The sequence below is a fragment of the Bradyrhizobium sp. genome (assembly GCF_035652035.1).
Taxonomy (GTDB): Bacteria; Pseudomonadota; Alphaproteobacteria; order Rhizobiales; family Xanthobacteraceae; genus Bradyrhizobium.
Genome location: NZ_DASREO010000075.1, coordinates 105,104 through 128,888, shown reverse-complemented (window position 1 = coordinate 128,888; position 23,785 = coordinate 105,104). Strand labels below are relative to the sequence as shown.

Annotated in this window: 25 protein-coding genes and 1 tRNA gene; 20 read left to right on the top strand and 6 right to left on the bottom strand. The window is 61.8% G+C overall.

The window, feature by feature from the left end:
• Positions 1 to 59: 59 nt before the first annotated feature.
• Positions 60 to 950: a LysR substrate-binding domain-containing protein gene (locus tag VFB05_RS20510; RefSeq protein WP_325015518.1), complete on the top strand. Its 891-nt coding sequence runs from the start codon at positions 60 to 62 to the stop codon at positions 948 to 950.
• Between the two features lie 126 nt (positions 951 to 1,076).
• Here VFB05_RS20510 and VFB05_RS20505 read toward each other — a convergent pair whose 3' ends face one another.
• From VFB05_RS20505 to VFB05_RS20495, 3 genes are all read right to left on the bottom strand, one after another.
• Complete coding sequence (locus VFB05_RS20505) at positions 1,077 to 2,042, bottom strand: tripartite tricarboxylate transporter substrate binding protein (RefSeq protein ID WP_325015516.1); 966 nt, start codon at positions 2,040 to 2,042, stop codon at positions 1,077 to 1,079.
• 10 nt (positions 2,043 to 2,052) lie between these two features.
• Entirely contained in the window at positions 2,053 to 2,832 is a 780-nt protein-coding gene (gene hisN, locus VFB05_RS20500; protein ID WP_325015514.1) for a histidinol-phosphatase, read from the bottom strand.
• A 522-nt stretch (positions 2,833 to 3,354) separates the two neighbouring features.
• Positions 3,355 to 4,242, bottom strand: coding sequence for an N-formylglutamate amidohydrolase (locus VFB05_RS20495; RefSeq protein ID WP_325015512.1), 888 nt, complete (start codon positions 4,240 to 4,242; stop codon positions 3,355 to 3,357).
• Between the two features lie 297 nt (positions 4,243 to 4,539).
• Between VFB05_RS20495 and cpdR the strand changes: the two genes are divergently transcribed.
• From cpdR to VFB05_RS20460, 7 genes are all read left to right on the top strand, one after another.
• Complete coding sequence (cpdR, locus tag VFB05_RS20490; protein WP_325015509.1) at positions 4,540 to 4,899, top strand: cell cycle two-component system response regulator CpdR; 360 nt, start codon at positions 4,540 to 4,542, stop codon at positions 4,897 to 4,899.
• 95 nt (positions 4,900 to 4,994) lie between these two features.
• Positions 4,995 to 5,069: transfer RNA gene (locus VFB05_RS20485), tRNA-Val, on the top strand.
• 80 nt (positions 5,070 to 5,149) lie between these two features.
• A complete protein-coding gene (locus VFB05_RS20480) occupies positions 5,150 to 5,521 on the top strand; it encodes a VOC family protein (RefSeq protein WP_325015507.1) in 372 nt (123 codons plus the stop codon).
• 113 nt (positions 5,522 to 5,634) lie between these two features.
• Positions 5,635 to 6,693, top strand: a complete 1,059-nt coding sequence (locus tag VFB05_RS20475) for an amidohydrolase family protein (protein WP_325015505.1) — start codon at positions 5,635 to 5,637, stop codon at positions 6,691 to 6,693.
• A 22-nt stretch (positions 6,694 to 6,715) separates the two neighbouring features.
• Complete coding sequence (locus tag VFB05_RS20470; RefSeq protein ID WP_325015503.1) at positions 6,716 to 7,828, top strand: amidohydrolase family protein; 1,113 nt, start codon at positions 6,716 to 6,718, stop codon at positions 7,826 to 7,828.
• Between the two features lie 9 nt (positions 7,829 to 7,837).
• Complete coding sequence (locus VFB05_RS20465; RefSeq protein ID WP_325015501.1) at positions 7,838 to 8,251, top strand: Rieske (2Fe-2S) protein; 414 nt, start codon at positions 7,838 to 7,840, stop codon at positions 8,249 to 8,251.
• A gap of 74 nt (positions 8,252 to 8,325) precedes the next feature.
• Positions 8,326 to 8,532: a hypothetical protein gene (locus VFB05_RS20460; RefSeq protein WP_325015499.1), complete on the top strand. Its 207-nt coding sequence runs from the start codon at positions 8,326 to 8,328 to the stop codon at positions 8,530 to 8,532.
• Positions 8,533 to 8,536: 4 nt separating this feature from the next.
• On the opposite strand, the gene VFB05_RS20455 is transcribed toward VFB05_RS20460, so the two are convergent.
• On the bottom strand, positions 8,537 to 9,388 hold the full coding sequence (locus tag VFB05_RS20455; protein WP_325015498.1) for an SDR family NAD(P)-dependent oxidoreductase: 852 nt from the start codon (positions 9,386 to 9,388) through the stop codon (positions 8,537 to 8,539).
• A 97-nt stretch (positions 9,389 to 9,485) separates the two neighbouring features.
• Between VFB05_RS20455 and VFB05_RS20450 the strand changes: the two genes are divergently transcribed.
• The 3 genes from VFB05_RS20450 (at position 9,486) to VFB05_RS20440 (ending at position 12,974) form a co-directional block, all read left to right on the top strand.
• Positions 9,486 to 10,616, top strand: a complete 1,131-nt coding sequence (locus VFB05_RS20450; protein WP_325015496.1) for an alkene reductase — start codon at positions 9,486 to 9,488, stop codon at positions 10,614 to 10,616.
• A gap of 105 nt (positions 10,617 to 10,721) precedes the next feature.
• Positions 10,722 to 11,204: a GFA family protein gene (locus VFB05_RS20445; protein ID WP_325015495.1), complete on the top strand. Its 483-nt coding sequence runs from the start codon at positions 10,722 to 10,724 to the stop codon at positions 11,202 to 11,204.
• 108 nt (positions 11,205 to 11,312) lie between these two features.
• Positions 11,313 to 12,974 (top strand): thiamine pyrophosphate-binding protein, encoded by a 1,662-nt coding sequence (locus tag VFB05_RS20440; RefSeq protein ID WP_325015493.1) that lies wholly within the window; start codon positions 11,313 to 11,315, stop codon positions 12,972 to 12,974.
• A 114-nt stretch (positions 12,975 to 13,088) separates the two neighbouring features.
• Here VFB05_RS20440 and VFB05_RS20435 read toward each other — a convergent pair whose 3' ends face one another.
• Both VFB05_RS20435 and VFB05_RS20430 read right to left on the bottom strand, forming a co-directional pair.
• Positions 13,089 to 14,465: an LLM class flavin-dependent oxidoreductase gene (locus VFB05_RS20435; RefSeq protein WP_325015491.1), complete on the bottom strand. Its 1,377-nt coding sequence runs from the start codon at positions 14,463 to 14,465 to the stop codon at positions 13,089 to 13,091.
• A 57-nt stretch (positions 14,466 to 14,522) separates the two neighbouring features.
• On the bottom strand, positions 14,523 to 15,149 hold the full coding sequence (locus VFB05_RS20430) for a carboxymuconolactone decarboxylase family protein (RefSeq protein ID WP_325015489.1): 627 nt from the start codon (positions 15,147 to 15,149) through the stop codon (positions 14,523 to 14,525).
• 145 nt (positions 15,150 to 15,294) lie between these two features.
• Here VFB05_RS20430 and VFB05_RS20425 point away from each other — a divergent pair, with 145 nt between their 5' ends.
• The 9 genes from VFB05_RS20425 (at position 15,295) to VFB05_RS20385 (ending at position 23,778) form a co-directional block, all read left to right on the top strand.
• Complete coding sequence (locus tag VFB05_RS20425) at positions 15,295 to 16,677, top strand: M20 family metallopeptidase (RefSeq protein ID WP_325015487.1); 1,383 nt, start codon at positions 15,295 to 15,297, stop codon at positions 16,675 to 16,677.
• A 15-nt stretch (positions 16,678 to 16,692) separates the two neighbouring features.
• On the top strand, positions 16,693 to 17,985 hold the full coding sequence (locus VFB05_RS20420; RefSeq protein ID WP_325015485.1) for an MFS transporter: 1,293 nt from the start codon (positions 16,693 to 16,695) through the stop codon (positions 17,983 to 17,985).
• A gap of 86 nt (positions 17,986 to 18,071) precedes the next feature.
• Positions 18,072 to 18,482: a hypothetical protein gene (locus VFB05_RS20415; RefSeq protein WP_325015483.1), complete on the top strand. Its 411-nt coding sequence runs from the start codon at positions 18,072 to 18,074 to the stop codon at positions 18,480 to 18,482.
• Entirely contained in the window at positions 18,479 to 19,384 is a 906-nt protein-coding gene (locus VFB05_RS20410) for an alpha/beta hydrolase (RefSeq protein ID WP_325015481.1), read from the top strand. The genes VFB05_RS20415 and VFB05_RS20410 overlap by 4 nt, the downstream gene beginning before the upstream one ends.
• Positions 19,381 to 20,316: an amino acid ABC transporter substrate-binding protein gene (locus VFB05_RS20405; protein ID WP_325015479.1), complete on the top strand. Its 936-nt coding sequence runs from the start codon at positions 19,381 to 19,383 to the stop codon at positions 20,314 to 20,316. The genes VFB05_RS20410 and VFB05_RS20405 overlap by 4 nt, the downstream gene beginning before the upstream one ends.
• A gap of 21 nt (positions 20,317 to 20,337) precedes the next feature.
• Positions 20,338 to 21,276: an amino acid ABC transporter substrate-binding protein gene (locus VFB05_RS20400; RefSeq protein WP_325015477.1), complete on the top strand. Its 939-nt coding sequence runs from the start codon at positions 20,338 to 20,340 to the stop codon at positions 21,274 to 21,276.
• A gap of 102 nt (positions 21,277 to 21,378) precedes the next feature.
• Positions 21,379 to 22,296 (top strand): amino acid ABC transporter substrate-binding protein, encoded by a 918-nt coding sequence (locus tag VFB05_RS20395; RefSeq protein WP_325015475.1) that lies wholly within the window; start codon positions 21,379 to 21,381, stop codon positions 22,294 to 22,296.
• A 54-nt stretch (positions 22,297 to 22,350) separates the two neighbouring features.
• Entirely contained in the window at positions 22,351 to 23,082 is a 732-nt protein-coding gene (locus VFB05_RS20390) for an amino acid ABC transporter permease (RefSeq protein WP_325015473.1), read from the top strand.
• 3 nt (positions 23,083 to 23,085) lie between these two features.
• Entirely contained in the window at positions 23,086 to 23,778 is a 693-nt protein-coding gene (locus tag VFB05_RS20385) for an ABC transporter permease subunit (RefSeq protein WP_325015471.1), read from the top strand.
• Positions 23,779 to 23,785: the final 7 nt, after the last annotated feature.

Below are 23,785 nucleotides of genomic sequence, written 5' to 3'. Positions count from 1 at the left end.
CTGGAGCTTATTGAATCAGCCTTCGGCTACGACGAAGGCAGACCACTTGGTGGGCCGCCATGCGTTTCGATCTGGTCGATCTTCAGCTTTTCGTCGCGGTGGCCGATAGCGGCAGCATTACCCATGGCGCGGAACGCGCCAATCTTGCGCTGGCATCGGCGAGCGCCCGGATCAAGGGGCTCGAGGCCGACCTCGGCGTGGCGCTGGTCAGGCGTCGCCGCCGCGGCATCGAACTGACATCAGCCGGCGAAAGCCTGCGCGATCACGCGCGGATCATCATGCACAATGTCGCTGTCATGCAGGGCGACATCGCCGGCTTTGCCCAAGGGGTGAAGGCGAGCGTCCATCTGCTCGCCAATACGTCGGGCCTGTCGGAGCACCTGCCAAAGGCGCTTGCTGCTTTCTTGCGTGAATATCCCGACATCAGCCTCGACGTCGAGGAACGCGAGAGCGGTGACATCGTCGGCGCCATCATCAGCGGCGCGGCCGATCTCGGCTTCGCCGCCGAACACGCTTTGCCGGAGCATCTCGAACGCTTTGTCTTTGGCGAAGATCATCTGATGCTGGTGGCGCCAAAGCGCAGCGAATTCTCAGGCCGGCGCCAGCTCGATTTTATCGACGTCGGCAATCGCGATTTCGTCGGGCTGACGAATGCGACCGCGCTCGCCATTCACATTGGTAAGCACGCCGCGCGGCTTGGCATCCGCCTGCGGATCCGGGCACGCCTGCGCGATTTCGATGCGATCTGCCGCATGGTCTCGGCCGGCGTCGGCGTCGCGGTGGTGCCCGAAGCCGCCGCGAGGCGCTGCGCGCAATCGATGCCGCTCGCGTTATTGTCGATCCGCGATCCCTGGGCGAACCGAAAACTCGTGATCTGCGCCCGCAGCTTCAAGAGCCTGCCCAAGCCCGCAAAGTTGCTCGTCGAGCATTTGCGCAAGGCGGCGCGATAGACCTCACGTCATTGCGAGGAGCAACGCGACGAAGCAATCCAGAATCTTTTTATGGCCGGGACTGGATTGCTTCGCTTCGCTCGCAATGACGCTGGAGGAGTTGCGTCGTGCAGGCGAAGCCCAAATTCACTTCTCCGTCGGGACGCCGGCGTCCTTGATCACCTTTGCCCACCGTGCACTCTCGCTTTCGATGAAGGCATGGAAATGTTCCGGAGTATCGCCGATCAGCTCCGCCCCCTGGACGGCAAGCTTTTCCTTCACCGCTGGATCGTGCATCGCTTCCAATGCCACCTGGTTCAGCTTCGCCACAATGGCGGGCGGCGTGCCGGCAGGCGCGACCAGGCCGTACCAGTTCTCGGCTTGCACATCAGGCAATCCGACTTCGGTGGTGGTCGGCACGTCCGTTGCCGTCGGCGCGCGCTCCAGTGCGCCGATCGCGATGGCGCGCAGTCCGCCGGATTTGATCTGCGGCAGCAGCACCGGCAGATCGAGAAACACCATCTGCACCTGCTGGCCAAGCATATCGTTCATGGCCGGCGCCGCGCCGCGATAGGGCACGTGCACGATGTCGATCTTGGCGGACAGTTTGAGCAGTTCGCCGGCGAGATGCGGCAGACTGCCGGGACCCGTCGAGGCGAAATTGAGGCTTCCAGGTTTTGCCTTGGCGAGCGCGACCAGCTCGGCCATGTTCCTGGCCGGGACATTGGTTGCGACCACCAGCATCTCCGGCACCTTTGCCACCAGCGTGACGGCTTCCAGATCTTTCAACGGATTGTAAGCGACCTTCTCCATGGTCGGGCTGATCGCGAGCGCGCCGGCGCTTGCAAGCGCAATCGTGTAGCCGTCGGGCACAGCCTTCGCGAGCACCTCGATGCCGAGCACGCCGCCCTGTCCGCCTCTGTTATCGATGATGACCGGCTGCTTGATGACTTCCGAGATGCGCTGACCGATGACGCGCGCGATGATGTCGCTCGGCCCGCCGGCCGGGAACGGCACGATCAGGCGGATTTGCCGCGCCGGAAATTCTTCCGCCGTTGCGGATGCCGCTGATAGCAGGGCGAATCCCGTGACTAAGGCGCGCAAGACTTTCATGGGTGATGCCCTAACTGTTGAGCAGCTTGAGCGCCGCTTCGTGTGTGCGCGGGTCGCCGGCGGCGACAACACGGCCGCCGCTCTGCGCGGGCTTGCCTTCCCAGGTGGTGACGATGCCGCCCGCGCCGGTAATGATCGGAATGTGCGCGGCGATGTCGTAGGGCTTGAGTTCGGTCTCGATGACGAGATCGAGATGGCCGGCGGCGAGCATGCAGTAGGAGTAGCAGTCGCCGCCATAACGGTTGAGCCGCACCTCAGCGGCAACGCGATCGAACGCGGCGCGGTCGGCCTCGTTCATCAATAGCGGGCTCGTGGTGAGCAGCGTCGCATCGCTCAGTGACGCGCAGCGCCGCACCGAAAGGCGCCGATGGCCGGCTGAGCCGGAATAATACGCCGAGCCGTTGTCTCCGGAAAAACGCTCGCCGATATAGGGCTGATGCATCATGCCGAACACCGGCATCTTCTTGTGCATCAGTGCGATCAGCGTGCCCCAGGTCGGAAAGCCTGAAATGAAGGATTTGGTGCCGTCGATCGGGTCGAGCACCCAGACATATTCGGCGTCCTCGCGCTCATTGCCGAATTCCTCGCCGACAATGCCGTGCTGGGGGAAGTTGGCCTGGATCAGCCGGCGCATCACCGCTTCGGCGGCGCGGTCGGCTTCGGTCACCGGATCGAATTCCTTGCCGCCCTTGTTGTCGACCCCGAGTGAGGTCCGAAAGAACGGCAGGATGGTTTCGCCTGAGGCGGTCGCAAGGCGGCCAATGAAGGCGGTGAAATCGATGACCGTCACGAGAATTCCTTGAACTTACGTCAGCCGCGTCATGCGGCACGTTTCCTAGCGCAATCCGGTCACTTCCGCACCGTCGACACTAGGTTAACCAGTGGGCAAGGCTGGTTTTAGACCCAGCGAATCGGTCGGCGCGAAGGGGTAAATTTCCAATGACCGCAAGCGATCACGAGTCCGAGAGAAAATAAAAACCGGTGGACGAATCAGTGCCGCAAATGCCGACTTTTCTTTATAAATATTTGATATTATTATAGAAATAAAGAATTCAGTCTCGCGAAACGTTCGGGCCACGGCACGGCGATATGCACCAGAATAAATTCGAAAGCCCTTGCGCTTTGTGCAGCGCGGCCGCATATTGTTGCGGTGCGGTAGCGCCTCGCGTTACCGCTGCCCTCCTTGGGCGTTTCCTCCCTAGACTTGGGCCGCTTGTTCATTCAGGCGGCCCTTTTTTCTTGGCCCTGTCATTCTTGGAATTGTCACGGTGCCGTCTTGCCTGACCGCTCCCGCGATCCGCGATGATCGCGATCATTCCGCCGCGGTCTGGAACGGCTCGAGGCCGTCGAGCGGAATAGAGGCGAGCACCTCCGCCAGCACAGTGAAGTCGTGCGTCACCTGGGTAAACCGCTCGCCGCGCGAGCGCCGCCGCTCATCCATGTAAACGGCGCGGTTGAGCTCGAGCTGGATCGTATGCAGCCCGGAGGCCGGATTGCCGTAGTGCTCGGTGATGAAGCCGCCCGCATAGGGCTTGTTGCGTCCGACCGAATAGCCCAGCCGCGCCATGGCATCTTCGACCTTGTCGGCAAGGATGGGAGCGCAACTGGTGCCGTAGCGATCGCCGATCACGACGTCCGGCCGCCGTGGTTCCTCGCGCGACACGCCGACCGACGGCATCGAGTGGCAATCGACCAGGATGACGGTGCCGAAGGCGCGATGGGCCTTGTTGATCAACCGGCGCAGGGCGCGGTGATAGGGCTTGTAGAGCGTTTCGATGCGGCCGAGCGCGTCATCGACCGCAATGCGTTCTGAGTAGATTTCCTGGCCGTCGCCGACGACGCGCGGGATGGTGCCGAGGCCGCCGGCAACCCGCATGGATCGCGTGTTGGCAAAGCTCGGCAGCCGCCCTGAGAACATCCGCGGATCGAGTTCATAGGGTTCGCGGTTGACGTCGACATAAGAGCGCGGAAAGTTGACGCTCACGGTCGGAAAACCGAGGCCGCTGAGGCCAGCGATCAACTCGTCCATGAACGAGTCTTCCGAGCGGCGCAGGCCGGCCAGATCGATGCGCGAGATTTTCAGGAATTCGTCCGGATAGACCGAACCGGAATGCGGCGAATTGAAGATGATTGGCGCCCGCCAGGCAGCCGGTTCGACAATCTCGAACGGCGACTGCAGTTCTTCGTCAAGCTGGGTCATTGCGCGGCGCCGTCCCTGAAATCCGCCCTTCTGAGCGTGTCATGTATGCCCGGAAGATGCGGCTTTTGAGGTGCCATTGTCGGTAATCGCGGTCGCCGTGCCAAGCGAAAAAACTCTAAAACGCCTGAAACGTAAACTTGCGGCGGGAATTGTCGGTCTTGATTGATTCGCGCCGCAATCGGGTCCAGAAATACTGCCACGAGGTACTCGCTGCGCCGCCCCTTTCACCCGAAATTTACTCTCTGTCGGGCTTAGTGGGATGGGGTGATCTTCAAACCGGACTAGACGATTCCAGCCATGCACAAGATCCTGCTTGCAGAAGACGACAACGACATGCGCCGCTTCCTGGTCAAGGCGCTGGAAAACGCTGGTTTTACGGTCTCGCCGCACGACAACGGCATGTCGGCCTATCAGCGGCTGCGCGAGGAGCCGTTCGAGATGCTGCTCACCGATATCGTGATGCCGGAAATGGACGGGATCGAGCTCGCGCGTCGCGCCTCGGAACTCGATCCCGATATCAAGATCATGTTCATCACCGGCTTTGCGGCCGTGGCGCTGAATGCCGACTCCGAGGCGCCCAAGAACGCCAAGGTCCTGTCGAAGCCCGTTCACCTGCGCGAACTGGTCAGCGAAGTTAACAAGATGCTGGCGGCCTGATCGGCCCCCGAGGCGTCGAAAAACGACGCGTTGCAACCTTGCCTGCCCGCGTGGGAGCCGATATACGGACCCCCAACCCGAGACTTAAGACTTTAGGGCACGTAGCTCAGCGGGAGAGCACTACCTTGACATGGTAGGGGTCACAGGTTCGATCCCTGTCGTGCCCACCATCCCCAATCGTTAGCGTCAAGCATCGTATGGGGACTGCATTTCGTCCCTCGCCATCCCAAAGACAACGCCGGGTGACGCGATGACCAAACCCGACCTCAAACCTCACGCCTATGTGCTGGCAGTGCAAGACCTCGCCGGCTCGTCCGCCTATTTCGTCGATGCGCTGGGTTTTACCAGCGAGTGGAACGAGGGCGACGACTGGCATTGCGTGTCGCGAGGCGAGGTGCGGGTGATGCTCGGCCGCTGCCCCAATGCTTTGCCACCGCGCGAACTCGGCGACCACAGCTATTTCGGTTACCTCGAGACCGATGACGTCGACGGTCTGCATGCGGAATTTGTGGCGCGCGGTGCACGTATCCGCTCGGCGCCGTCGGACAAGCCCTGGCGCCGGCGCGAGATGCACGTCGAGACGCCCGAGGGGCATCGCATCATGTTTGCCCAGCGGATTTGACATGGCGGGAGCGGCGCTCGCCCCTTGCGCCGCCCGGGGCCCGGCGGCAAACTTCGTCCCAAAGCGCGCGGCCGCGGAATGCGGTTTGCAACAGCGAGATCATGGGACGGAACATGGCGGCGACGCGGATCGACTGCGATATCCACCCCGCAATTGGCGGTACGCGCACCACGCTATTGCCCTATCTCGACGATCACTGGAAAGAGCAGGTGGTGAGCCGCGCGATCGACGGCCTCGACCTCAACTCCTATCCGCCGCACATGGCCTTGTCCGGCCGCGCCGACTGGCGGCCTGCGAAAGGCAAACCCGGCAGCGATCTTGCGATGGTCCAGCGCGGCGCGTTCGACCAACTCGGTTCAAGTCACGCGATCTGCAATGTGCTGTACGGCGCGCAGGCCGTCTACGATCCCTATATGGCGTCGGCCTTCTGCAAGGCGATCAACGACTGGATATCAGCCGAGTGGCTCGATCGCGATCCGCGTCTGCGCGCTTCAATCGTGATTCCATGGCAGGCGCCCGATCTGGCCATCGAAGAGATCGAACGCCGCGCGCCCGACAAGCGGTTCGTCTCGGTTCTGGTGCTGGCGCAAGGCGAGAGCCTGCTTGGCCGGCGGCATTACTGGCCGGTGTGGCAGGCCGCCGAAAAACATCAATTGCCGCTCGCGATTCATGCCGGCAGCGCGTATCGGCAGGCGCCGAGTTCCGTCGGCTGGCCGTCCTATCGCTACGAATATTATCTCGCCGAGGCGCAGGCGTTTCAGTCGCAGGTGCTCAGCTTGATCTATGAGGGCGTGTTCCTGAAGTTTCCGAAGCTCAAGGTCGTGCTGATGGAATCCGGCGTCACCTGGCTGCCGGCGTTCATGTGGCGCGCCAACAAGACCTGGCGCGGCGTTCGCGTCGAGGTGCCGTGGGTCGAGCGCGAGCCGGCCGCGATCATTCGCGACCATGTTCGCGTCACCATGCAGCCGTTCGATGCGCCGCCAAATGCAGCCGACGTCGCCGATATCATCGAGATGATCGGTTCCGACAAGATGTTCCTGTTCGCGTCCGATTATCCGCACTGGCAGTTCGACGGCGATGACGCCATCCCGCCGAACCTGCCGGCTTCGATCGTTTCGCGCATGTGCGCAGACAATCCGCTTGAAACCTTTCCGCGGTTGTCGCTCAACTAACTTGTTTTTCGAGGAGGATCGCATGAGTGAAGTCATCGACCGCCCGCTGCTCGATCAGGAAAAGCCCGCAAAGACGCGATTCCGCATCATCGATTGTGACGTCCATCCGAGCCTGCATGCGAAAAGCGACCTCAATCCCTATCTCGCCAAGCGCTGGCACGAACACTTAAGGACCTATGGCGACCATCTGCGCACGCCGTACATGGGCACCACGCCGTATCCGCGTTCCTCGCCGTTGATTGCGCGGCGCGATGCCTGGCCGCCGACCGGCGGTCCTCCGGGCTCGGATCTCGATTTCATGCGCAAGCAGTATCTCGATCCGCTTGATGTCGAGTTCGGCCTGTTGCAGGTGCTGGACATGTTTATCTTCTCGCAGCAAGACCTCGAACTGGGTGCTGCGATCCAGCGTGCCGTCAACGAATGGCAACTCGCGCACTGGACCAGCCGCGATCCGCGCTTGAAAGCCGCCATTCTGATCGGTCAGGACGGCGCCGATCTGGCGATCGCCGAAATCGAGCGGTGCGCCAAAGTCGGCCAATACGTGCAGATCAATATCTCGCCGCGCGCCAATGAGCCGATCGGCCGTCGCCGCTATTGGCCGATCTATGCGCGCGCCGAAGAACTCGGCCTGCCGATCGGCATTCACACGGGCGGTTATGGCGGTCATCCGCCGACAGCCGGCGGCTGGCCCTCTTATTATGCGGAGGAGCACCAGTCGAACGCGCATACCATGGCGGCGGCGCTGACGAGTCTCGTGCTCGAAGGCGTGCCGCAGCGTTTCCCACGCCTCAAATTCGTATTCATCGAGGGCGGCTTCGGCTGGATCTCATCGACGATGTGGCGGATGGATCAGCATTTCGAACGCTTCCGCAGCGAGGTGCCTCATCTCAAGCGCAAGCCATCCGAATATGTGCGCGAGCATTTCTGGTTCACCACCCAACCGGTCGACGAGCCCGACGAGGCCAAACATCTGCGTTCGCTGATCGAATGGGTCGGCATCGATCGCCTGCTGTTTTCGTCCGATTATCCACATTGGGATTTCGACGATCCACGCTACGCGTTCAAGGCCCCGCTCACCGAGGCGGAACGGGTCAAGCTGTTCCAGACCAACGCGCGCGCGGTTTTCAAGCTCTAACCAGTTGCCATGACCCGTCACATCGTTGCTCGCACATCAGAGATCCCGCCCGGCGGTAACAAGGTGGTCACGCTCGATGGACGTGACGTTGTTGTGTTCCATGCCAACGGCGAGTTCTTCGCACTGCTCAATCGCTGCCCGCATGCCGGCGCGCCGCTCGACCAGGCGGCCTGTGTGGCGCGGTTGACCTCGCCGGAACCCGGCGTCTATCAGCGCTCGCGCGTCGGCGAATTGCTCCGTTGCGGCTGGCACGGCTGGGAATTCGACATGCGGAGCGGCCAGTCATGGTTTGATCCCCAGCGCGTGAAGGTGCGAACCTACCCCGTCGTCATCGAAGACGGCGAGACGCTGGCTAAAGGACCTTATGTGGCCGAAACGTTCCAGGTTCACGTCGAAGATAATTATGTGATCGTCGAGACGTGAAGCGTCTGCGACACTCGCAATACATGGTTCTTGTGCTATAAGCCCGCTTCCCAAGTTCTATCAGGTGCGAACGGATGTCGAAGCAGGCAATGCGCGAAGAGGCCGAGCGCCTGATCCGCGAGGCGATGGCGCGAAAGCCGCTGGTCGTCAAGGAAGGCAACACCCGCATCGAAGCGGTGTGCGGCAAGTGCGGCGCGCCGAACCGTGTTTCCGCCGAGCGCGGCGTGACTCGGGCGAAATTCACCTGCAAGCAGTGCGGGCACAAGCAGGAGACGCTGTAAGCGCTCAGCCTTCCTTCACGAACTTCGCGAAGGCTTCCGCATAGTCTGGATGCCAACGCGACAGCGCCGGGCGGTTTTCGACGATGTCTCCCGCCGCCCAGAGGATGCGCCGCTCGTCGAGCCGTCGCGGCACGTCGTTGTCGGGGCAGAGGACGTAGAAGTCTCCAGTTTCCAGCCGCTCGATCAAGAATTCGACGGTTTGCTCCGGCGTCCAGGCGGCGGCGGGCTTTTCGGTGCGGCCCTTGGCGGTCAGACCCGTAAACACGAAGCCTGGAATGAAGAGGTGCGCGCTGATGCGGCCGCCTGCGGCGTTGCGCAACTCGTATTGCAGCGCCTCGGTGAAAGCCTTCACGCCGGCCTTCGAAACATTGTAGGCGGGATCGCCAGGGGGTGTCGTGATGCCCTGCTTCGAGCCGGTGTTGATGATCAGGCCCGGCCTGCCGCGCGCCATCATGCGCGGCGCAAAGACCCTGGAGCCATTGATGACGCCCCACAGGTTAACGGCCAGAATGCGCTCCCAATTGTCCGGCTTGCGGAACAGGCTGCTCCCGGGTTGAATGCCCGCATTGTTCATCAGGAGATCCGTGCCGCCAAAGCGGTCATGCACGGCGGCTTCCAGTTTTGCCACATCGTCGGCCCGGCTGACGTCGACCGCCATCGCCATCACGTTGGCGGCCCCGCCCGGTGAAAGCGAGACCAGTTCGGCTTCGGCGGTGGCCATCCGCTCCTTGCTCATATCGGCGACACACACCTTCATGCCAAGGCGGGCGAACCGCTTGGCGGCGGCAAGTCCGATACCGCCGGCGGCTCCGGTGATGACGGCGACGTTGTCGGGTGACATGACGAGGTGGGGCATGGGAGATCTTCCCTTCAGGCTATCGCGTTGGCGATGGTTTTGCGGTTAGAAAATCCTGATCGCAAATTGCGACAAAGACATTTTCGGGGCGTATCACATGAATTTTCCTCACCTGTTTTCACCGCTTCAGGTCGGTCCCTATCGGCTCGCCCATCGCGTGGCGATGGCGCCGTTGACGCGGATGCGCGCCGAGCGGTCGAGCTTCGCGCCGCGTCCGCTCAATGCCGAATATTATGGACAGCGCGCGACGCCGGGCGGTCTGCTGATCGCGGAAGCGACGCCTGTGGCAGTCACCGGCCGCGGCAATCCGGGAGTGCCCGGCATTTATTCGCAAGCGCAGATCGAGGGCTGGCGCGGCGTGGTCGATGCGGTGCATGCCAAAGGCGGCTTGATCTTTCTCCAGCTCTGGCATGTCGGCCGGGTCTCGCATTCATCGCATCAGCCCGGCGGTGCGCTGCCGGTGGCGCCATCGGCAGTGCGGATCACCAACGAAGGCATGCTGGCGATGACATCAGATGGCAAGATGGTGCCGTATGAGACGCCACGGGCGCTCGAGACCGAAGAAGTCGTGCAAGTCGTCGAGGCGTTCCGGCAGGCCGCCATCAATGCCAAGGAAGCCGGCTTCGACGGTGTCGAAATTCACGGCGCCAATGGTTATCTGCTCGAGCAATTCCTGCAGTCGCATACCAACTTGCGCACCGACCGTTATGGCGGATCGATCGAGAACCGCGCGCGGTTGCTGCTCGAGATCACGCAAGCAGCGACCGGCGTGTGGGGAGCTAATCGCGTCGGCGTGCGTCTTTCGCCTTACGGCATCGCCAATGGCAGCGGCGAGGGCGACCCGATGCCGCTCTATAGCCATGTGGTGAAGGCGCTCGACCAACTGGGGCTCGCTTATCTCCATTTCATTGAGCCGCGATCGAGCGGGGCGGGACGCGCCGAGGTGAACTGGCAGAATGTGCCGTCGGCGATGGTGCTGTTCCGTCCGCTCTGGCGTGGCGTGCTGATTGCGGCCGGCGGCTTTACCGGCGAGACGGCGGAGGCCGCGATCGCGCAAGGCCATGCGGATGCGATCGCGTTCGGCCGCATCTTCATCTCCAATCCGGATCTGCCGCGCCGCTTGCAGCATGGCTTTCCGCTCACGCCCTATAACCGCGCCACTTTCTATGGCGGCAACGAGGCTGGCTACACGGACTACCCGGTTTACGACGAGATGGCGCCGGCCTGATACTGTCATTCCGGGGCGCGAGGACACGAGCGAACCCGGAATCTCGAGATTCCGGATTCGATGCTGGCGCATCGCTCCGGAATGACAGGGTAAGGAGCAGCTCCAATGGCCAAACCCACCAAAGCCGCCGGGATCGCCAGAGGCAAATGCCTCTGCGGCCGCGTCGCGTTCGAGATCGACGTGCCGGCGCGCTGGGCCTGGCACGATCATTCCTCCGCCAGCCGCCGTGCACACGGCGCAGCGTATGCCACCTACGTCGGAAGCTGGCGCAAGCGCTTTCGCATCACCGCAGGCGAAGACGATATCTCGCGCTTCGAGGATACGGCGACGAAAAACGTGCGCTCCTTCTGCAAGCGCTGCGGCACGCCATTGATCTACGAACGCCCGCGCTCGCCGCACATGGTGAACATTCCGCGCGCGCTGTTTTCCGACCGCACCGGCCGGCAGCCGCTCTATCACATCGCCATCGAGGAGCTGCAGGAGTGGACCTATACCGGCGAGCCTTTGGTGCCGCTAAAGGGTTTTCCCGGCGTGGTCTGGCATCGCGGCAAGAAAAAGCCGCGCAACGATCGCGAGGGCATGTTCTGATCACGTGCAGGAGCGCAACGCAGCCATGATCGCGATTTGTTGCCTCGGACAAACAAAGTTGATCATGATGTGGGTGGCGACGGCAACGGCCGCGCGCGCGGAGGAAACATGAAAAATCGCAATACCGGGCGTTCGGCGTTCCTGGCTTTGCTCAAGGACGAGGGCATTACGCATCTGTTCGGCAATCCCGGTACCACCGAACTGCCGATCATGCATGCGCTCAAGGATCACCCGGACCTCACCTATGTGATGGCGATGCAGGAAAGCCTCGTCGTTGCGATCGCCGACGGCTATAGCCGCGCCTCGGGACGCCTCGTCGCCTGCAATGTTCATGTCGCGCCCGGTCTTGGGAACGCGATGGGCTCGCTCTACAACGCGCAGTTCACGGGAACGCCGATGATCCTGACCGCGGGGCAACAGGAGCAGGGCCATGGGCTGATGGAGCCCTTATTGTATGGTCCACTGGTGCGGATGGCCGAGCCGTTGGTGAAGTGGGCAGTGGAAGTGTCGCGGCTGGAAGATCTGCCGCGGATCGTGCGCCGCGCCGCCAAGATCGCGACCACGCCGCCGACCGGCCCGGTGTTCATCTCGCTGCCGGGAGACATCCTCAATTCGGAGGCCGGTATCGAGCTGGGACGTTCGACCCGGGTCGACGCGCGCGTCAAGCCGTCCGACGAGACGCTGCAAGCTCTGGTCTCGCGCATCCTCAAAGCCGAGCGGCCGGTGATCATTGCCGGCGACGAGATCGTGAAAAGCGATGCGTTGCAGGAAGCGGCGCAACTTGCCGAGGCGCTCGGCTGTCCGGCGTTTCAGCAATCGGTGCCGTACGGCGCGCATTTCCTCTCCGAAAGTCCGTGCTTCATCGGCGCGCTGTCGCGCTCGCAGCCGCAGGTGCGCGACGTGCTTGCGCCGTACGATCTTCTGATCGCGCTCGGTGCCGATCCCCTGCGCATGTCTGTCCATAGCGAGACCGATCCCTTGCCGGAAGGATTGTCGATCGTGCAGGTCGGTCTCGTCGAATGGGATCTCGCCAAGAATTATGGTGCGGAGATCGCGCTGAAAGCCGACGTGAGGGAAACGCTGCGCGCGCTTGTTCCCGCGTTGAAGGCCAAAGGCGGTGCGGCGCTGGAAGCGAAGGCCAAAAAAGGAATGGCCGCGCTATCGTCGAGCAATTGGTCGGCACGGCGCGCATCGCTGGGGGAGCAATTGACAAAACGCGGCGACCGCATGCCGATCGATCCGGATTATCTCACCTTGAAGGTGGTCGAGGCATTGCCGGACAATGCCATCGTGGTCGACGAGGGCCTGACGTCGTCGCGACAGATGCTGTCGCTGAGAGCGCACCGCGATCGCTACGGCTATCATGCGCTGGCCTCGGGCGGTATCGGCTGGGGATTGCCGGCCTCGGTCGGCGTCAGCCTTGCCAATCCGGATCGCCCGGTCGTGTGCTTCTCCGGCGACGGCAGCGCGATGTATTCGATCCAGTCGCTCTGGACCGCCGCGCACCACAAGCTGCCGCTAAACGTCGTGATCGCCAACAATGGCGGCTATCGCATCATCAAGCAGCGGCTGCTCGCCTTTCACGGCGACGATCATTATGTCGGAATGGATTTCGCCGATCCGCCGGTGGATTTTTCTGGTCTGGCCAAATCGCTCGGCTGCGAAGCGATCCGGATTTCCGATCCCAGGGAGTTGAAGTCGACCCTCACTTCCGCGTTCAAGCGGCCCGGCGCGAAGCTGATCGAGGTGATGGTGGACGGAACGGTGTGAGGCTATTCGTCATTCCGGGGCGATGCGGAGCATCGAGCCCATGAATCCATCGTGCCGCAGAGCTTGTTGAGGAATGGATTCCGGGTTCGCCCTCCGGGCGCCCCGGAATGACGGTCAGTCTCCTTGCGGCCGAACCTTCGTCGCCGGATGCGGTGCCTCCAGTCGCGCGCGGCCCGCGCCGAACAATTTTTCCCGCAACGTGCCTTCGCTGTAGGCCGTCTTGTAGCGGCCGCGGCGCGTCAATTCGGGCACCAGCATGTCGGTGACATCAGCGAAATCGCCGGGCGAGACTGCAAACGGCATGTTGAGCCCGTCGACATCGGTCTGATCGAACCAGGCTTCGATGGCGTCGGCGGCTTTCTCCGGCGTTCCGATCACGACAGGCCCGATGCCACCAATTCCAACGTGTTGCGCGACTTCGCGCACGGTCCACACCCGGTCAGGATCGGCGCGGGTGATGTTGTCCATCGCCGAACGGCCAGCGTCGTTCTCGACGTGGCGCACCTGCTGATCGAGGTCGTAGGCGGAAAAATCGACGCCGGTCCAGCCCGACATCAAGACCAGCGCGCCCTCTGGGCTGACATGGCTGCGATAGTCCTCATATTTCGCTTTCGCCTTGGCCTCGGTCTCGCCCAGGATCACCGTGAACATCGAGAACATCAGGATCTCGGCGGGGTTGCGACCCGCTTTGGCCGCGAGTTCGCGAATGCCGGCCACGCGCGGCGCGATCACTTTCGCCGACGGTCCGGACATGAAGACGCATTCGGCATGCTCCGCTGCGAACTGGCGTCCGCGCGGCGAAGTGCCGGCCTGATAGAGCACCGGCGTGCGCTGTGGTGAAGGCTCGCAGAGATGGATGGCATCAAGGCGAAAGTTCTTTCCCTCATGCCGGACGCGATGAACCTTCTTTGGGTCGGCAAAGATACCGCGCGCGCGGTCGCGCAAGGCCGCGTCGTTTTCCCAGCTGCCTTCCCAGAGCTTGTAGACCACCTCCATATATTCGTCGGCGATGTCGTAGCGGTCGTCGTGCCCGGTCTGTTTGTCCTTGCCGGCGCCTTTCGCAGCGCTGTCGAGATAGCCGGTGACGACGTTCCAGCCCACGCGCCCTTCGGTGAGATGGTCGAGCGTCGACATTCGCCGGGCAAACGTGTAGGGCGGCTCATAAGAGAGATTGGAGGTCACGCCGAAACCGAGATGTTCGGTCACCGCCGCCATCGCCGGGATCACCAGCATGGGATCATTCACGGGGGTCTGCGCGGCGTTGCGCACCGCGGCGTCGTGACTGCCACCGAACACATCGTAGACGCCGAGCACGTCGGCGAGAAAGAGCCCGTCAAACCGGCCCCGCTCCAGCGTCCTCGCAAGATCGAGCCAGTAGGGCAGGCGGTGATAATCGGCGGTGCGGTCACGCGGATGCGTCCACAGTCCGGGCGATTGGTGCGCGACGCAATTCATCGCAAAGGCGTTGAGGCGGATTTCTTTCTTCTTCATGCGAGATGACTTTCGGAGGCGCGCAGGCGTCGGCGGCCAGCGCGATATCTGATGGGCTTACTGACCGGCCTGCTTGAACGGCAGCTCGGCTTCCGCCGGCGCCTTTACATGCGCGACATTGAGCGTCATCGAGACGACGTCGTAATAGCCGTTGACGGCAATGAGGTCGACGATGCCCTGCTCGCCGAATTTTTCCAGCGCGCGGGCGTAGATCGCATCGTCGACGCTGTGATCGCGGCGGAGCTGTGTGGTGAATTCCCAGACGATGGCCTCATCGTCCTTCATCTTCTCCGGCTTGCGGCCGGCACCGATCGCCTTCACGATCTCGGGGTCGAGCCCGGCTTTGATCGCGAGCGGGGCGTGCGCATACCACTCATATGACGCGCCCCAGGCCTGCGCCGTCATCAGGATCGCCATCTCGTTGACGCGCTTGTCGAGCGAGGTGTTGAAGCGGACATATTCGCCGACCTTTTGCAGGCGGTCGGCCAAAACCGGGCTGCGCAGCCAGGTGTTGAAGGGGCCGCTCATCCGGCCTCGGGGTCCGTTCATGATCGCTTCCGCAATGCTGCGCTGGGCAGGCGTCATCTGATCCAGCGTCATTTCCGGCATGCGCGCGCTCGTGAGAGCAAAAGCTGAGCTAGCGAGCAAAACGCCGACAGCGGCGAGGCGCAGAATGGATTTCATGGAGTTCTCCCTTTGATCGGCCGTTTCCCGGCCGTTCGCCGAATTGTCGCATTCCCAACTCGATTAGCAAAGACCTTCCAGCCTGAGGTCTATCCCGCTAACGTGACTTTATTGAAGCGCCAATCCAGCCCAGCGAATAAATGCCATGACCAGAACTGATGCCGTCACCCGCGCCCAGAACATGCTGCGTTCGGGAGAATTTCTCATCCAGCTCGACCGCCGGGTTTCCTACCAGACCGAAAGCCAGAATCCGGAGAAGCGCGCCGCGCTGGCGGCCTATCTGACCGAGGATCTACAGCCGGCTTTCGAAAAGATGGATTTTTCGACACGGCTGATCGAGTCCCCGGCGAAAAAAGGCCCTTATCTGCTCGCGGAATATCGCGAAAATGTCTCCGCACCGACCGTCCTGGTCTACGGCCACGGCGACGTCGTCGACGGCATGGTGGGGGAGTGGCGCGACAATCTCGATCCATGGCGCACCACGCAAGTTGGCAACCGCGTCTACGGGCGCGGCACGGCCGACAACAAAGGCCAGCACAGCATCAACATGGCGGCGCTGCGCGCGGTGCGCGAGACACGCGGCGGCAAGCTCGGCTTCAATGTGAAGTTCATCATCGAGACCGGTGAGGAAATCGGCTCGCCGGATTTGCCGCAGGTGTGCCAACAGCTGCGCGAGGAGTTGAAGGCCGATCTCTTGCTGGCGTCCGATGGTCCGCGCCTGTCGGCCGAGCGCCCGACGCTGTTCCTCGGCTGTCGCGGTGGCATCCGGATTCATCTCGACGTTAATTTGCGCGAGGGCGGTCATCACTCCGGCAATTGGGGCGGCGTGCTCGCCAATCCCGCGACCATTCTGGCCAGCGCCATTGCAAGCCTCGTCGACAGTCATGGCCGTCTGCAGCTCGAAGCATTGAAGCCGCCACGGCTGTCGAACCAGATTCGCGCCGCGCTCGCCGATGTCGAGGTCAAGCCGACGGCGGATGAGCCGGCATTGGCCGAGAACTGGGGCGAAGAGGGTTTGTCCGCGGCGGAGCGGCTTTACGCCTGGAATACGCTCGAAGTGCTGGCGATGTCGTCGGGCAACATCGAAAAGCCGGCTAATGCGATTCCGGGCCGCGCCTCGGCTGTGCTGCAATTGCGCTTTGTGGTCGGCACCAAAGTCGACAACATTGTGGATGTGATCCGCGCGCATCTGAATGCGCGCGGTTTCGCCATGGTCGAGGTTTCTGCAACGCAGCGCTTTGCCGCCTCGCGCACCGATTTCGATAGCCCCTGGATCAACTGGACCGCGGACTCGATCCGCAAGACGACCGGAAAAGCTCCGGCGGTGTTGCCGAATTTCGGCGGCTCACTGCCGAACGACGTCTTCACCGATATCCTGAAATTGCCGACCCTATGGGTGCCGCACTCGTATCCCGGCTGCTCGCAGCACGCGCCCGACGAGCACATTCTGCTGTCGGTCACTGAAGAGGCGCTTGGCATCATGGCCGGCCTGTTCTGGGATCTGGGCGAGCTGAAAGCGCCGCTTTAGTTGAAGGAAAATCGCATGACCGTTTCGGCGTCGGCCGAATCCGCGCCGGCAACCGGCGTCGAGAAGAACATCACGCGGCTGATCGTCGCGACGTCGATCGGCAACGCACTCGAGTGGTTCGACATCACCGTCTACGGCTATTTTGCAGTCTACGTTTCGAAGGCGTTCTTTCCGAGCGACAGCCAGGCGACGTCGCTGCTCCTGACCTACGGAACCTTCGGGCTCGCCTATCTTGCGCGGCCGATCGGCGGCATTGTGCTCGGCGCCTATGCCGATCGCTATGGCCGCAAGGCGTCGTTGTTGATCTCCATCGTCCTGATGACGCTCGGCACGACTGCGGTCGCGGTGATGCCGACCTACGCGACCATCGGCATTGTCGCGCCCATCGCTGTCATCATCGCGCGCCTGGTGCAGGGGTTTTCCGCCGGCGGCGAGTTTGGCAGCTCGACCGCGTTTTTGGTCGAGCACCAGCCCGAGCGGCGCGGCTTTGTCGCAAGCTGGCAATTTGCCAGTCAGGGTTTGAGCAATCTGCTTGCCTCGACGTTCGGCGTCGGGCTCACCGCATGGATGCTGCCCGCTGACCTCACGTCATGGGGCTGGCGCATTCCGTTCCTGTTCGGCGTGCTGATCGGGCCGATCGGCATCTATATCCGCAACCATCTGGAAGACGCGACCGCGCCGCCGGCGGCGCAAAGTTCTCCGGTCCGGGAAGTCTTTTTGCATCAGAAGTCGCCCGTCCTGCTCGGCATCGGCGCGCTCGCGATCTCGACCGCGGTCAACTACCTGATCATTTACATGCCGACTTATGTGGTCACGAAATTCAACTTGCCGCCGGTCACCGGTTTTACCGCAACCTTTGTCGGCGGCATCATGGTCACGGTGCTGACGCCTTTCGCCGGGATGTTTTCCGACCGGATCGGGCGAACCCGGCACATGATCGCGGCCAATATCGTCCTCTTGATCTCGATCTTCCCGTTGTTTCTGCTGATCACCAACCATCCGGTGCCGGCTGTCATCATCTTTGCGGTGTTCTTGCTGTCGACGTTGAAGGCGCTCTATTACGGCCCGCTCGCGGCGCTGATGGCGGAACTGCTGCCGCCCGCGACGCGGGCCACGGGTCTCGGCCTTGGCTATAACATCGGTGTCACATTGTTCGGCGGCATGGGACCGGCGACCATGACATGGCTCGGCGGCTTTGCCCTGATCGGCAATCTGGCGCCGGGCTACTACCTGACGGTGGTTGCGTTCTTGAGCCTCGGCACCCTGTTAACCATCCATGTGACGAAGGCCGCCTCACAAGAAGCGTGATCCGGAGCCGTGACGGAGTGGCGCAGGCGCGATTTTCCCGCCAAAGGTTGGCTTGCGACGGGCGGGCGTTCAGACCATAAAAGCCTATGACGTTAACCAGCGCCAGCGATGCTGCTGTGGCCGAGAAATTTGCGGCAATTCCCGCCATGCTCGACCGGACGCCGGCCTTGATCGCCCGCGGCGGATGGCTCGACTGCGAATGCCTGCTCGGCCCCGTCGATCATCCCTTTCACATCTCGATCCGTCGCGGCGCCATTGTCGATATGACGCCGGCGCCGGTTCTGATGCGGTCCTGGCGGTTTGCTTACCGGGCTTCGCCCGTGGCCTGGGCCGAATACTGGCAGCCGATGCCGCGACCGGGCTGGCACGATCTTCTAGCGCTGACCAAGCGGAAGCAGGCGACCCTTGAAGGCGATCTGCATCCCTTCATGACGCATTTGCAGTATTTCAAGGACCTGCTCGCGCTTCCGCGTGCGCATGGCAGAGAGACCGCATGAACGGCGCGATCGAACCGATGGTCGGTCGCTATGTGCACGTCGATATCGGCGGCGAAGACCATCGCATTTATTTCGAAGAGAGCGGCGCGGGCATTCCTCTGGTCTGCCTGCATACGGCCGGCTCCGACGCAAGGCAGTGGCGGCATCTGTTGTCGGATGCGGAACTGACCAGGCATTTCCGCATCATCGCCTTCGACATGCCCTGGCATGGCAAATCGAATCCGCCGGAAAGCTGGGACGGCGAGGAATATCGCCTCACCACCGCGCGCTACACCGAGACAATCCTGGCGTTCTGCCGGGCGTTGAAACTGGAAAAGCCGGTCGTGATGGGCTGCTCCATCGGCGGCCGCATCGTGCTTAATCTCGCAATCGAACAGCCCAGAGAATTCCGCGCGCTGATCGGGCTCGAGGCGGCCGACTTTCAGGCGCCGTGGTATGATACCAGCTGGCTCAACCGGCCTGACGTTCACGGCGGCGAAGTCTGCGCGGCGCTGGTGTCGGGCCTGATCGCGCCGCAAAGCCCGAAAGGCCCGCGAGCCGAGACGCTGTGGTGCTACAAGCAGGGTGGACCCGGCATATTCAAGGGCGATCTTTACTTCTACCGGGTCGACGGCGACCTGCGCGGGCGCATCGAGGGGATCGACACGACAGCCTGTCCGCTCTATTTGCTTACCGGAGAATACGATTTTTCCTGCACGCCGGAGGATACGGTCCGTACGGCGGCAGCCATCAAGGGCGCGCACGTCACCACCATGGCGCAACTCGGTCATTTTCCGATGAGCGAAAACCCGGCGCAGTTTCGAACCTACATCGCGCCAATCCTTAACCAGATCCGCCTCGACCAGATTCGAAAACATTCCAAATCGGATAGCAAGTCGGATAAACAGGGAGTCACTTCATGAAAAGAACGTTTATTGCAGGCGCAGCCTTTGTTGCGAGTGCAACCTTGGCCGTTGCGCTGTCGGCGAGCCCGGCGCTCGCGCAGGAACTGACGGGAACGCTGAAGAACATCAAGGAGACCGGCGCGATCACGCTCGGCTATCGCGATTCTTCGATTCCGTTCTCCTATCTCGACGACAACCAGAAGCCCATCGGCTACGCCATGGACATCTGCTACAAAATCGTCGACGCCGTGAAGAAGGAACTCAAGCTCGACAAGCTCGAGGTCAAGCTCAACCCGGTCACGTCAGCGACGCGTATTCCGCTGATGGCCAACGGCACCGTCGACCTCGAATGCGGTTCGACCACCAACAACGCCGAGCGGCAGAAGCAGGTCTGGTTCACCAATACTCACTTCCTCACCGCGAGCCGTTACGTCTCGAAGAAGGCGAACAACATCAAGTCGATTGACGACCTCAAGGGCAAGTCGGTGGTTTCGACCTCCGGCACCACCAATATCAAGCAGCTCAACGAAGCCAATGCCGCGCGCGGTCTCAACATCAACATCATCCCGGCAAAGGACCATGCCGAAGCGTTCCTGATGGTGGAAAGCGACCGCGCCGTCGCCTTCGTGATGGACGACATTCTGCTCGCGAGCTTTGTCGCCAGCTCCAAGGATCCGAGCGCTTACGTCATCTCGACCGACGCGTTCTCCAAGCCGGAGCCTTACGGCATCATGGTTCGCAAGGACGACGTCCCCTTCAAGAAGGTGGTCGATGCGGCGACCGCCGCGCTCTACCAGAGCGGCGAGGGCGCAAAGATCTACGACAAATGGTTCATGCAGAAGATTCCGCCGAAGAACCTCAACCTGAACGTACCGCTTGGACCGGAGCTCAAGAACGAGTTCGCCCATCCATCCGATTCGCCTGATCCGGATTCCTACAAGGCGATGTAAGTTGGATTAGACGGGGGACACATGCGGCGCTTGCGCGGGATAAGCCTTGCCCTGGCGGCGGCTTACATCGCCGCGCAAGCGATTCTGGGCGTTGCACCGGCGCGGGCCGAAGAGCTCTCGGGCACGCTCAAGAAGATCAAAGAGACCGGCTCGATCGCGCTCGGCTATCGCGACTCTTCGATTCCCTTTTCCTATCTCGACGACAGCCAGAAGCCCGTCGGCTATGCGATGGATATCTGCTACGCGATCGTCGATGCCTTGAAAAAGGAATTGAAACTCGACCGGATCGCGATCGAACTGGTGCCGGTATCGTCGTCGACCCGCATTCCCTTGCTTGCGAACGGCACCATCGACCTCGAATGCGGCTCGACCACCAACAATCCTGAACGCCAGCGGCAGATCACCTTCAGCTACACTCACTTCCTCACCGCGACGCGCTTCATTTCCAAGAAAGCGAACAAGCTCGACAGGATCGAGGACTTGAGGGGCAAGTCGGTGGTTGCGACGTCCGGCACCAGCAACATCAAGATGCTGATCGAGACCAACGCCGCACGCAATCTCGGCATCAATGTGATCCACGCCAAGGATCACGCCGAGGCGTTCCTGATGGTCGAGAACGACCGCGCGGTCGCGTTTGTGATGGACGATATTCTGCTGGCGGCTTTCAAGGTCGGCTCCAAGACCCCCGACGCCTACGCGATTTCGTCCGACGCGTTTTCGAAGCCGGAACCTTGCGGCATCATGCTGCGCAAGGACGACGCTCCCTTCAAGAAGGTGGTCGATGCGGCGACGTCGGCGCTCTACCGGAGCCCGGAAGGACCAAAACTCTACGACAAATGGTTTATCTCGAGCATTCCGCCGAAGGGTCTCAATCTCAATGTGCCGATGGGGGCGGAGCTCCGCTACGAATTCGCGAACCCGTCCGACTCCTCGGATCCCGATGCATACAAGGTGATGTAGGGATCACGGATGGGACGGCCCGGTCCTTGCATAGGCTACGCCAAGCGTGTTGGCTAAAGAGTAATAATCGTGTTTCGTACTGCTGGAGTGGGGATGATGGGGATGAATTGCGCACGCGCGTTGGGAGTTGTGTTGGCCGCGGCATTTTTCGCCGGCCAGGCCGACGCTGACGAACTTACCGGCACGCTGAAAAAGATCAAGGATACCGGCGTCATTAACATCGGTTATCGCGAATCCTCCATTCCTTTCTCCTATCTCGACGACAACCAGAAGCCGGTCGGCTTTGCGATCGATATCTGTCTCAAGGTCGTCGACGCCGTGAAGAAGGAGCTGAAGCTCGACAAGCTCAATGTCGAATTCAATCCCGTGACCTCGTCGGGACGCATTCCCTTGCTTGCGAACGGCACCATCGACCTCGAATGCGGCTCGACCACCAACAATCCTGACCGGCTGAAGCAGGTTGCCTTCACCAACACCCACTTCCTGACCGCAACGCGTTTCATCTCGAAGAAGTCGAGCCACCTCAATTCGATCGACGACCTCAAGGGCAAGACGGTCGCGTCGACTTCCGGCACCACCAATATCAGGCAACTTACCGAGACCAATGCCGCGCGCAATCTCGGCATCAATATCGTTCCGGCCAAGGAGCATGCGGAGTCGTTCCTGATGGTCGAGACCGACCGCGCCGTCGCGGCCGTGCTGGACGATATCTTGCTGGCGAGTTTCGCGGCCGGCTCCAAGGATCCGGACGCCTACGTCATTTCGACCGACGCGTTCTCCAAGCCTGAACCTTACGGGATTATGCTGCGAAAGGATGACCCAGCCTTCAAGAAGGTGGTGGACGCCGCCACGGCTGCGCTTTATCAGAGCGCGGAAGGCGAGAAGCTCTACGCAAAGTGGTTCTTGCAGAAGATCCCGCCGAAGGGGTTGAACCTCAACGTGCCCATGGGTGCGGAATTGAAGAAGGCGTTCGCGAAGCCGACAGACTCGCCGGACCCGGATTTCTACAAGGCGATGTGAGCGACGATGCGAGATCTGACTTAGGGCAGGTGGGACAGCGGTGGGACAGCGGCCTTGAATTATCATTGGAACTGGCACGTTTTCTTCGAGCCGTCGCCGAACGGCACCGGCAACTATCTCGATATGCTGCTGTCGGGGCTCGAGGTGACGATCGTCACCGCGCTCGCGGCCTGGGTCATTGCGCTTGCGACCGGCGCAGTCGTCGGGGTGATGCGCACGTTGCCGTCAAAGGCTGCCAATCTGTTCGGCTTCTGCTATGTCGAGTTCTTCCGCAACATGCCGCTCCTGGTGCAGCTCTTCCTGTGGTTCTTTGTGCTGCCGGAACTGCTCCCCTCAGCCTGGGGGATCTGGCTGAAGCAGCTGCCGAACGCACCGTTCTATACGGCCGCGATCGGCACCGGTCTGTTCATGTCGGCGCGCGTCGCCGAGCAGACGCGGGCCGGCATCAATTCGCTGCCGCGGGGCCAGCGGATGGCGGCGACCGCGCTCGGCCTGACCACCTCGCAAGTCTATCGTTACGTGCTCTTGCCGATCTCGTTCCGCATCATCCTGCCGCCGCTGACGTCGGAATTCCTCTCCACCATCAAGAACACCTCCGTTGCGCTCACCATCGGCCTCATTGAGCTCACTGCCGAAGCGCGTGCGATGCAGGAATTCTCGTTTCAGGTGTTCGAGGCCTTCACGGCTGCAACCGTGCTATACCTCATGATCAACATCGTCGTCGTCATCTTCATGCACTTCGTGGAGCGCAGCGTGGCGATCCCCGGCTACATCACCGGGAAATAGAAGATGTTCGCCAATTTCGATTTCGACGTCATTTACCGCTCGCTCAGCTACCTGTTTGTCGACGGCATGACCTTCACGCTGATGCTCACGGGTCTGGCGACCCTCGGCGGCATCGTCTGGGGCACGCTGATCGCGATGATGCGGCTCTCCGGCATCTGGATCCTGTCGCGCTTCGCCCAGCTCTATGTCGACCTGATGCGATCGCTGCCTTTGGTGCTCGTGATCTTCTGGTTCTACTTCCTGGTGCCCTATATCGGACAGTGGCTGACCGGCGCGTCGCGGCCGGTCCGCGTCGGCGCCTTTGCCTCCTCGCTGCTTACCTTCACGCTGTTCGAAGCGGCGTATTTCGCCGAGATCATGCGCGCCGGCATCCAGTCGATCTCAAAGGGACAGCCGGCGGCGGCGTCCGCGCTCGGCCTGACCTACGGGCAGACCATGCGTTACGTCGTGCTGCCGCAGGCCTTCCGCAACATGTTGCCGGTGCTGCTGACGCAAACCATCGTGCTGTTCCAGGACACTTCGCTGGTTTACGTGCTGTCGATCACCGACTTCCTCGGCGCCGCCAGCAAGGTCGCGCAGCGCGACGGTCGGCTGGTCGAGATGTACCTGTTCGCGGCCGTCGTCTACTTCGTCATTTCCGGCATCGCGTCTTTCGGCGTGCGGCGCCTGCAGGCGCGTATTGCCATCGTTCGTTAGAGAATAT

Coding starts and splice junctions, on each gene's coding strand:
- VFB05_RS20435 (WP_325015491.1), bottom strand. CDS start 14,465: ATGAAGAAGAAAGAAATCCGCCTCAACGCCTTTGCGATGAATTGCGTC.
- VFB05_RS20505 (WP_325015516.1), bottom strand. CDS start 2,042: ATGAAAGTCTTGCGCGCCTTAGTCACGGGATTCGCCCTGCTATCAGCG.
- VFB05_RS20460 (WP_325015499.1), top strand. CDS start 8,326: ATGTCGAAGCAGGCAATGCGCGAAGAGGCCGAGCGCCTGATCCGCGAG.
- VFB05_RS20430 (WP_325015489.1), bottom strand. CDS start 15,149: ATGAAATCCATTCTGCGCCTCGCCGCTGTCGGCGTTTTGCTCGCTAGC.
- VFB05_RS20495 (WP_325015512.1), bottom strand. CDS start 4,242: ATGACCCAGCTTGACGAAGAACTGCAGTCGCCGTTCGAGATTGTCGAA.
- VFB05_RS20470 (WP_325015503.1), top strand. CDS start 6,716: ATGAGTGAAGTCATCGACCGCCCGCTGCTCGATCAGGAAAAGCCCGCA.
- VFB05_RS20475 (WP_325015505.1), top strand. CDS start 5,635: ATGGCGGCGACGCGGATCGACTGCGATATCCACCCCGCAATTGGCGGT.
- VFB05_RS20395 (WP_325015475.1), top strand. CDS start 21,379: ATGAATTGCGCACGCGCGTTGGGAGTTGTGTTGGCCGCGGCATTTTTC.
- VFB05_RS20440 (WP_325015493.1), top strand. CDS start 11,313: ATGAAAAATCGCAATACCGGGCGTTCGGCGTTCCTGGCTTTGCTCAAG.
- VFB05_RS20450 (WP_325015496.1), top strand. CDS start 9,486: ATGAATTTTCCTCACCTGTTTTCACCGCTTCAGGTCGGTCCCTATCGG.
- VFB05_RS20415 (WP_325015483.1), top strand. CDS start 18,072: ATGACGTTAACCAGCGCCAGCGATGCTGCTGTGGCCGAGAAATTTGCG.
- VFB05_RS20480 (WP_325015507.1), top strand. CDS start 5,150: ATGACCAAACCCGACCTCAAACCTCACGCCTATGTGCTGGCAGTGCAA.
- VFB05_RS20405 (WP_325015479.1), top strand. CDS start 19,381: ATGAAAAGAACGTTTATTGCAGGCGCAGCCTTTGTTGCGAGTGCAACC.
- VFB05_RS20420 (WP_325015485.1), top strand. CDS start 16,693: ATGACCGTTTCGGCGTCGGCCGAATCCGCGCCGGCAACCGGCGTCGAG.
- VFB05_RS20425 (WP_325015487.1), top strand. CDS start 15,295: ATGACCAGAACTGATGCCGTCACCCGCGCCCAGAACATGCTGCGTTCG.
- VFB05_RS20385 (WP_325015471.1), top strand. CDS start 23,086: ATGTTCGCCAATTTCGATTTCGACGTCATTTACCGCTCGCTCAGCTAC.
- VFB05_RS20410 (WP_325015481.1), top strand. CDS start 18,479: ATGAACGGCGCGATCGAACCGATGGTCGGTCGCTATGTGCACGTCGAT.
- VFB05_RS20510 (WP_325015518.1), top strand. CDS start 60: ATGCGTTTCGATCTGGTCGATCTTCAGCTTTTCGTCGCGGTGGCCGAT.
- VFB05_RS20455 (WP_325015498.1), bottom strand. CDS start 9,388: ATGCCCCACCTCGTCATGTCACCCGACAACGTCGCCGTCATCACCGGA.
- VFB05_RS20465 (WP_325015501.1), top strand. CDS start 7,838: ATGACCCGTCACATCGTTGCTCGCACATCAGAGATCCCGCCCGGCGGT.
- VFB05_RS20445 (WP_325015495.1), top strand. CDS start 10,722: ATGGCCAAACCCACCAAAGCCGCCGGGATCGCCAGAGGCAAATGCCTC.
- VFB05_RS20400 (WP_325015477.1), top strand. CDS start 20,338: ATGCGGCGCTTGCGCGGGATAAGCCTTGCCCTGGCGGCGGCTTACATC.
- cpdR (WP_325015509.1), top strand. CDS start 4,540: ATGCACAAGATCCTGCTTGCAGAAGACGACAACGACATGCGCCGCTTC.